At 65.5% G+C, this 7,938-nt stretch carries 8 protein-coding genes; 5 read left to right on the top strand and 3 right to left on the bottom strand.

Features of this window, described 5'->3' with window-relative positions; all coding sequences use genetic code 11:
- Positions 1-132 precede the first annotated feature (132 nt).
- The 3 genes from yaaA to VOI29_RS20150 form a co-directional block, all read right to left on the bottom strand.
- Positions 133-897 (bottom strand): peroxide stress protein YaaA, encoded by a 765-nt coding sequence (gene yaaA / locus VOI29_RS20160; protein ID WP_323782921.1) that lies wholly within the window; start codon positions 895-897, stop codon positions 133-135.
- A 56-nt stretch (positions 898-953) separates the two neighbouring features.
- Positions 954-3,011, bottom strand: coding sequence for a DNA helicase RecQ (gene recQ, locus VOI29_RS20155; protein ID WP_323782918.1), 2,058 nt, complete (start codon positions 3,009-3,011; stop codon positions 954-956).
- Between the two features lie 185 nt (positions 3,012-3,196).
- Entirely contained in the window at positions 3,197-3,484 is a 288-nt protein-coding gene (locus tag VOI29_RS20150) for a YggT family protein (RefSeq protein WP_024091912.1), read from the bottom strand.
- A 133-nt stretch (positions 3,485-3,617) separates the two neighbouring features.
- On the opposite strand from VOI29_RS20150, the gene VOI29_RS20145 reads away from it, so the two are divergent.
- The 5 genes from VOI29_RS20145 to VOI29_RS20125 all read left to right on the top strand — a co-directional run.
- A complete protein-coding gene (locus VOI29_RS20145; RefSeq protein WP_323782913.1) occupies positions 3,618-4,166 on the top strand; it encodes an acyl-CoA thioesterase in 549 nt (182 codons plus the stop codon).
- 50 nt (positions 4,167-4,216) lie between these two features.
- Positions 4,217-5,581: an MFS transporter gene (locus tag VOI29_RS20140; RefSeq protein ID WP_323782910.1), complete on the top strand. Its 1,365-nt coding sequence runs from the start codon at positions 4,217-4,219 to the stop codon at positions 5,579-5,581.
- The gene (mepA, locus tag VOI29_RS20135; RefSeq protein ID WP_416361569.1) at positions 5,578-6,447 is read left to right on the top strand and encodes a penicillin-insensitive murein endopeptidase; all 870 of its coding nucleotides are present in this window, start codon (positions 5,578-5,580) and stop codon (positions 6,445-6,447) included. The genes VOI29_RS20140 and mepA overlap by 4 nt, the downstream gene beginning before the upstream one ends.
- Entirely contained in the window at positions 6,420-7,334 is a 915-nt protein-coding gene (locus tag VOI29_RS20130; RefSeq protein WP_323782906.1) for an esterase-like activity of phytase family protein, read from the top strand. The genes mepA and VOI29_RS20130 overlap by 28 nt, the downstream gene beginning before the upstream one ends.
- Positions 7,335-7,521: 187 nt before the next feature.
- On the top strand, positions 7,522-7,938 hold a 417-nt coding region (locus tag VOI29_RS20125; RefSeq protein WP_323782903.1), incomplete at its 3' end, for a queuosine precursor transporter.

The following is a 7,938-nucleotide window of genomic DNA, read 5'->3' as shown; positions in this document are numbered from 1 at the left end:
GTCTAGAAGATAGAAACTAATGGCATAGGCTTTTTTACCCGCATCAATTTTGCCGCCTTCATACACATCAAAAACAGTGATTCGATTGTATGCTTTGAATGCGCCGGAGCGGGCGGGAGCCTTCCGCCTGTCTCAGGCGCTGCGCAAAAAGACTGGCTTGCCGGCCTCCGACAGTGCCGGCTGATAGACGTAGCCGCCGGCGTCGAAGTCGGTGAGGCTCGCCGCATCCGTCAGCCGGTTCTGGATAACGAACCGTGCCATCGCCCCGCGGGCGCGTTTGGCGTAGAAGCTCACCACCTTGGGCGTGCCGTTCTTGTCTTCCATGAACACCGGTGTGACCACCCGCAGCTTCAGCGCCGCCAGGTCCACGGCGCCGAAATATTCCTGGCTGGCACAGTTGATCAGAACGCTGGCATTTACCGCTTCCGCCTGCGCATTCAGAGCGTCGGAAATCTTGCCGCCCCAGAATTCATAAAGGTTCCTGCCGCGGGCATTTTTCAGCCGCGATCCCATTTCCAGCCGGTACGGCTGCATCGCATCCAGCGGACGCAGCACGCCGTAAAGACCTGACAAGATGCGGAAATGCTCCTGCGCCCAGGCCATTTCGTCAGCATCCAGCGAGCCGGCCTCCAGCCCCTGATAGGTGTCGCCGGCAAAGGCCAGCGCCGCCGGGCGGGTGGCTTCCGTTTTCGGATCGGCGGCAAAGTCCTGAAACCGCGCATGGTTCAGCTTGGCCAGATCCTCGCTGATGTGCATCAGCTTCATCAGATCGGCCACGGATTGGCCACGCGCCACCTCTGCCAGCTCTACCGCGTCGTCATGCAGCGCGGGCCAGGTCATCGCCTGCTCCCGTTCCGCCCAGTCCAGCTTCTTGGCCGGAGAGGTCACTACCAGCATATCTGCCCCTTTGAATTCTTGGCCCGGCTGCCAGGCCCTGGTTCCTTGGCGCGACCCTAGCCCGCGCCGCGCAGGACGTCCAGAAACGCCGCCGCGAAACGTTCGGCGCGGCGCTCCCCTAACAATCTTGTGATCCCGGCCTCGTCATCGCTGCGCATCTGCGCCACCTTGGCCAAGAGCGAGGCCGAACAGGTCAGCGGTTTCAGCGTGCCGCAGTCCCCGCGCGCCAGCTGCGCCTGAACCTCCAGCAGCCGGTCATAAGCCGGCCCCGCCTCGCGTCCCGCGAGTTTGCGGCGCGCCGGGTGGAGTTGGTCCGCCGCCCCGGTGATCACGTCCAGAAAATCATTGCCGTAGCGCTCCAGCTTCTTGGCGCCGACACCGCTGACGCGGGCCATCCGGTCCAGGGTTTCCGGGCGGGTCTCGGCCATCTCGATCAGGGTACGGTCAGGGAAGATCACATAGGCCGGCACTTTCTGCGCCTCGGCCAATGCACGCCGCTTGGCCTTCAGCGCCGACAGCAGCGGTGCGTCCTCTTCCGAGACCAGCGCCTTCACCGCCGGGCGGCGTTCGGCGGATTTGATGGTGTCGCGGCGCAGTTCGATGCTTTGCTCGCCGCGCAGGATCGGCAGCGCGGCTTCCGTAAAGCGCAGCGCGCCGTGGCGCTCCGGGTCGGGGCGCAGCAGGTCATGGCCCATCATCTGCCGGAACACCGCCTGCCACTGGCGCTTGCCGAATTCCTTGCCGCAGCCATAGACCGACAGCTGGTCATGGCGCCTGGCACGGATCCGCTCGTTGTCTGCGCCCAGCAGAATATCGATCAGATGGCCGGAGCCGAACCATTCCTCGGTCCTGAGCACAGCCGACAGCGCCTTGCGCACCACAGTTGTTCCGTCGAACACATCGGCCGGCCTGTCGCAGAGGTCGCAATTTCCGCAAGGCTCCGCGGCCTCGCCGAAATAGGCCAAGAGCTTCTGGCGGCGGCAGCGCAGCGCCTCGGCCAATCCCAGCAGGGCGTTCAGCCGGGCATGGTCGGCGGCGCGGCGTTCCGGCGGGGCGAGACCCTCATCCACCTGGGTGCGGCGCAGGCGGATGTCATCGGGGCCGAACAGGGTGAGGGTTTCGGCCGGCGCGCCGTCGCGCCCCGCGCGGCCGATTTCCTGGTAATAGGCCTCGATGGATTTCGGCAGGTCGGCATGGGCGACCCAGCGAATATCGGGCTTGTCGATGCCCATGCCAAAGGCCACGGTGGCAACCACGATCAAGCCATCCTCGCGGGCAAAGCGGGTCTCGACGATGCGGCGGTCCTCGGCGTCCATGCCGCCGTGGTAGAAACAGGCGGAATGGCCGGCCTCGCGCAGGGCGGCAGACAGCGCTTCGGTCTTGGCGCGGGTGCCGCAGTAGACGATGCCGGACTGGCCCTTGCGGGCGGCGGCAAACTCCAGGATCTGGCGGCGCGGGCTGTCCTTGGCGCCAAAGGCGAGGTGGATGTTGGGCCGGTCAAAACCGCGCAGGAAGCTGCGCGGCGCCTCGCCGTCGAACAGTTTCTGGACGATTTCTTCCTGGGTTTCCTGGTCTGCTGTCGCCGTGAAGGCGGCCAGCGGCACGTCCAGCGCGCGGCGCAGCTCGCCGATACGCAGGTAATCGGGGCGGAAATCATGGCCCCATTGGGAGACGCAGTGCGCCTCGTCCACCGCAATCAGGCTGACGCCGATGCGGCGCAGCATGCCCATCGCCGCACCGGAGGCAAGGCGTTCGGGCGCCATGTAGAGAAGCTTCAGCTGCCCGGCCTCGATCGCCTGCCAGACCGCCTCGGTCTCCTCCTCGGTGTTGCCGGAGGTGAGCGCACCGGCGGTGACACCGGCCTCCTGCAGGGCCCGGACCTGATCGCGCATCAGCGCAATCAGCGGCGAAATCACCACGGTCACCCCGTCGCGCAGCAGGGCAGGCAGCTGAAAGCACAGGGATTTGCCGCCGCCCGTGGGCATGATCGCCAGCACGTTTTCGCCCGCGGTCACGGCGTCGACGATCTCCTCCTGTCCGGGGCGGAAGGCGTCAAAGCCGAAGATCTCGCGCAGAATCGGGGACGCGCCTGTCAGGGCTGCCGGGGCTGTCATGGGGGCGGGTGGCCTCGTGGTGCTGGTGGTGCTGGTGTCTGCTCGTCTTGGCGGACACAATCCCACAGGAGGCATAGGGCGGCAAGGGGGAGAGCGGTGTCAGAGCCATCAATCAGGTTCCGCCCGGCGCCACAGCGCCGGGCAGCGCCCGTCCGCCCCATGGGCGGGCGCTGCCCTCATCGGGCTTAGTAGAAGGCCGAAACGTTGTTCACCAGGATGATGCGCAGCGCATAGACCGCGATCAGCACCGCCAGCGGCGCCAGGTCGATGCCGCCCATATTGGGAATGATGCGGCGCACCGGCGCATAGAGCGGTTCCAGAATGCGGTTCAGCCCGTACCAGATCTGCGCCACCAGCTGCTGGTGCAGGTTCAGGACCTGGAAGTTGATCAGCCAGCTCATGATCACATGGGCAATGATGAAGAACCAGACAATGTCCAGGATCAGCATCAGGATTTGGAACAGCGAAACCATCTGTAATTCCCTCTTTCGAACAGCCACACAGGTAAGCAGACACGGCGAAATGCGCAAGGCTTCCGCGAGGTTGCAGTTGACGCGCTGTAAACGGGTGGCATCACGGGTGCAAGCGAAACAGGAGGCCCTGCGCATGTACCCTATATTCCGCCTGATCAAGGATACCGTTCTGGCCAGCCGGATGCCGCGGCTGCCGATCACCGGCCTGCATGTCTCGCACCACATCTGCTGGCCCTGGGACCTGGACATGTGGATGGAGCTGAACAACGGCCGCACCATGACGCTTTATGATCTGGGCCGCACCATGCTGGCGCAGCGGGCCGGGCTGATCGGGGCCCTGAAAAAGAACCGCTGGGGGCTGACGGTGGCAGGATCATCGGTGCGCTACCGCCGCCGGATCCGGGGATTTGAGCGGTTTGAGATGCGCAGCCGCGCAGTGGGCTGGGATGACAAATTCATCTATGTCGAGCAGTCGATGTGGAAGAAAAACGGCGACTGCGCCAGCCATGTGATGCTGCGCACCGCAGTCACCGGCCGGACCGGGATTGTCCCGCCCGCCAAGGTTCTGGCTGCCTTGGGGCAAGACGCTGAAGTTTCTCCCGAATTGCCCGGTTGGATCAAGGATTGGTGCCAAGCGGATGGCGGCCGCCCCTGGCCGCCGATGCAGGACGGGCTTGCCTAGGCCCCTGCCCGCCTGCCATACCTGAAGGCAACTATAACAAGAGGCCGGGCATGCAGCAGGTATCCACGCGCAAGCGGATCTGGGGATGGTGGTTCTTTGACTGGGCCAGCCAGCCGTATCAGACGCTGCTGGTGACGTTTGTGTTCAGCCCGTTTTTTGCCGCTGCCGCGGCGGATTATTTCCTGACCCAGGGGCTGCCGGGCGAGGCTGCCAAGGCGCAGGCGCAGACCGTCTGGTCGCTGTGCCTGACGGTGACCGGGCTGATCATCGCCTTTGGCGCGCCGTTTCTGGGCGCGCTGGCCGATATCACCGGGCGGCGCCTGCCCTGGATCATGATGTTTTCCCTGATGTATCTGATCGGCGCCTGGGGGTTGTGGCACATGGATCCCGCGGGCAGCAACCTGTGGTGGATGCTGGTCAGCTTTGGTTTTGGCTTCATCGGGGCCGAGTTCGCGCTGATCTTTGTGAATGCTCAGCTGCCCACCCTCGCCAGCCGCGAGGATGTCGGGGATGTGTCCGGTTCCGGCTTTGCCTTTGGCTATCTTGGCGGTGTGATTGCGCTGTTCATCATGCTGCTGCTGTTTGTCGAGCAAAGCTCAGGCAAGACGCTGATCGGCCTAAACCCGGCCCTGGGGCTGGACGCGGCGGCAAAAGAGGGCACCCGTGCCGTAGGCCCGTTCACCGCGGTCTGGTTTGCCGTCTTCATGGTTCCCTATTTCCTGTGGGTCAAGGACCAGGCCGCCACCGGGCGCAAGGCCAGCCTGGGCAAAGCCTGGCAGATGGTGGTCAAACTGGTTGCCAGCCTGCGCCACCGGCTGAGCCTGGCGGCCTATCTTGGCTCGGCAATGTTTTACCGCGATGCGCTGAACGGGCTGTACGGGTTCGGCGGTGTCTACGCCAAGCTGGTGCTGGGCTGGGAGATCACCCAGATCGGCATTTTCGGCATTGTCGCCGCCTTTGCCGCCACCGCGTTCAGCTGGCTGGGCGGCAAGGCCGACCGGCGGCTGGGCCCGAAACCGGTGATTATCACCTCGGTCCTGGTGCTGGCCTTTGTCTGCCTGATCATCGTCAGCATGTCGCGAAGCCAGATTTTCGGCTTTGCCCTGGCAGAGGGCTCCACCCTGCCCGACAGGGTGTTTTTCGGCTGCGGCGTTCTGATCGGCGGCTTCGGCGGCATCCTGCAGGCCGCCAGCCGCAGCCTGATGGTGCGCCACACCAGCCCTGCGGATGCGACCGAAAGCTTCGGCCTGTACGGATTGTCCGGACGCGCCACCGCATTCCTCGCGCCGGCGCTGATCGGCCTGGCCACCACCGTGACCGGCAGCGCCCGGCTGGGGATCACCCCCGTGATCGGGCTGTTTCTGATCGGATTGGTATTGTTGTTCTGGGTTCAAGGAGAAGGAGATCAGGAGTGAAACTGTTTCTTGCCATCTGTTTGGCGGTTGCGGGCTTATCCAGCCCGGCAAGCGCGCAAACCCCCGCCAAGGCCCTGTTCGGAGCCAAGCCCAGCGCCTCGCAGCAGCGCCCCGCGCCGCTTGGCTCTTATGCCAAGGGGTGCGTTGCCGGGGCTGCGCAATTACCTGAGACCGGCCCAACCTGGCAGGCCATGCGGCTGAGCCGCAACCGCAACTGGGGCCATCCGGCAGCGATTGATTTCGTCAAGGACCTGAGCCGCGTGGCGGCCAGACAGCGCGGCTGGAAGGGGCTGTATATCGGCGACATCAGCCAGCCGCGCGGCGGGCCGATGCTGTCGGGCCACCGCAGCCATCAGATCGGCCTCGATATCGACATCTGGATGCGGCCGCCGGACCGGCTGAACCTCAGCCGCAGCGCGCGCGAAAACATCTCCTCGATCTCGATGCGCCGGGCCAAGGGCGCCTATGTGAATTCCAGCTGGACCCGCGCCCATCACGAAATCCTCAAGGCTGCGGCCAAGGACAAGCGGGTGGCGCGGATCTTTGTCTTTCCCGGCGCCAAGGTGCAAATGTGCAATGACGAGAAGGGCGACCGCCGCTGGCTGCGCAAGATCCGGCCCTGGTGGGGCCATCACTACCACTTTCATGTGCGGCTGGCCTGTCCGCGCGGCGCGCGCGGCTGCGCGGATCAGGCCGCCCCGCCCAGGGGCGACGGCTGCGCCGATGCGCAGCGCTGGGTCAATGACATTCTGAACCCGCCGCCGCCGAAACCAGTTGACCCAAACGCGCCAAAGCCTAAACCGAGAAGGGACTACACCCTTTCGGACCTGCCCAAGCAATGCGCCGCCGTTCTGCGATCAAACTGACCCTGGCCCTTGCGGCCGCCGCCTGTCTGGCAGCGGCGGCCTATGCGGCCAACCGCCCCGCCGCCGCCGCGGCGGGCAAGGCGCAGTACCTCAGCAGCCATACCTGGAAGCTGAACCAGCGCTGGTTCGGCGGGTTCTCGGCGTTGAAGCTCAGCCGCGGCGGCTCCGCAATGACCGTGCTCAGCGACCGGGCCACTTTGGTGACAACCCGGATCCAGCGCAGCCAGGGTCTGATTTCAGCCATCACCGCCCGGCGCGCGCACGAACTGCGGTCTTCCACCGGCAAAACGCTCAAGGGCTTTGCCGGCGACAGCGAAGGGCTGGCGGTGGCCGCGGACGGCAGCCGCTATATCTCCTTTGAAGGCGCCGCACGGGTGGCGCGCTATCAAAGCCCAGGGAGCCGCGCCACGGTGCTGCCGCGCCCCAAGGCCTTCCGCAGCCTGCCGCCCAACAAATCGCTGGAAACCCTGGCCATCGATTCCCGCGGGCGGCTGTATACCTTGCCCGAACGCGCCCTGGACAAACACGGGCAGATCCCGGTCTGGCGCTGGAACGGCCGCCGCTGGTCGCACCCGTTCAGCCTGCCGCCCGAGGGTGGTTTTCTGCCGGTGGACGCCGATTTCGGCCCCGACCGGCGGTTCTACCTGCTGGAGCGCGACTTTACCCTGTTCGGCTTCCGCAGCCGGCTGCGGCGCTGGGATATCACCGCCGCAGGGCCGGTGAACGAGGCGACCCTGCTGCAGACCCGCCCCGGCACCCATGACAATCTGGAAGGGCTGTCGGTCTGGGCTGATGGCGGCGGGCGGCTGCGCGCCACGATGGTCTCGGACGACAATTTCCTGCCCTTTCAACGCACCGAGATAGTGGAATACGCGCTGCCCCGCTGACCTGCTGCCGCCGCGCCGCGGCAGCGGCGCCGGGCCCAACCGGGCGGCGCATTTCCTGAAATGCGCCCAAGCGGGCGGGAGCCCCTGCCCCGCAGGCTGCTTGCAGCGGCGGCAGCTCCGGTTTAAAGCGCCAGTCTTCTGCCGTGGCAGGGATGATGCCCGCGGCCTTGAAAAATGGATCCGGCCCATGACCCGCTCGCATATTCCCGGCATCGTTGCCATGGCTGCCGTCGTGGTGGCCTCCAATATCCTGGTGCAATTCCTGTTCGGCCAATGGCTGACTTGGGGCGCCTTCACCTATCCCATCGCCTTTCTGGTCACGGATGTGATGAACCGGGTCTACGGCACCGCAGCGGCGCGCAAGGTGGTTGTGGCCGGTTTCCTGGCCGGGGTTGCCTGTTCGCTGATCGGCACCCGGATCATGCTGCAGGGCGACGGTTTTACCTATCCGGCCGTGACCCTGCGCATTGCGCTTGCCTCCGGTGTTGCCTTCCTCACCGCGCAGCTTCTGGACGTGGCCGTGTTTTCGGCCCTGCGCGAGGGCAAATGGTGGCGCGCGCCGCTGGCCTCGACCCTGATCGGCTCCTCCGTCGATACCGCGCTG

Source organism: Leisingera sp., from assembly GCF_034669605.1.
Taxonomy (GTDB): Bacteria; Pseudomonadota; Alphaproteobacteria; order Rhodobacterales; family Rhodobacteraceae; genus Leisingera.
This window is presented reverse-complemented; position numbering and strand designations above follow the sequence as displayed.

Coding starts and splice junctions, on each gene's coding strand:
- VOI29_RS20150 (WP_024091912.1), bottom strand. CDS start 3,484: ATGGTTTCGCTGTTCCAAATCCTGATGCTGATCCTGGACATTGTCTGG.
- recQ (WP_323782918.1), bottom strand. CDS start 3,011: ATGACAGCCCCGGCAGCCCTGACAGGCGCGTCCCCGATTCTGCGCGAG.
- VOI29_RS20130 (WP_323782906.1), top strand. CDS start 6,420: ATGCGCCGCCGTTCTGCGATCAAACTGACCCTGGCCCTTGCGGCCGCC.
- VOI29_RS20140 (WP_323782910.1), top strand. CDS start 4,217: ATGCAGCAGGTATCCACGCGCAAGCGGATCTGGGGATGGTGGTTCTTT.
- VOI29_RS20145 (WP_323782913.1), top strand. CDS start 3,618: ATGTACCCTATATTCCGCCTGATCAAGGATACCGTTCTGGCCAGCCGG.
- yaaA (WP_323782921.1), bottom strand. CDS start 897: ATGCTGGTAGTGACCTCTCCGGCCAAGAAGCTGGACTGGGCGGAACGG.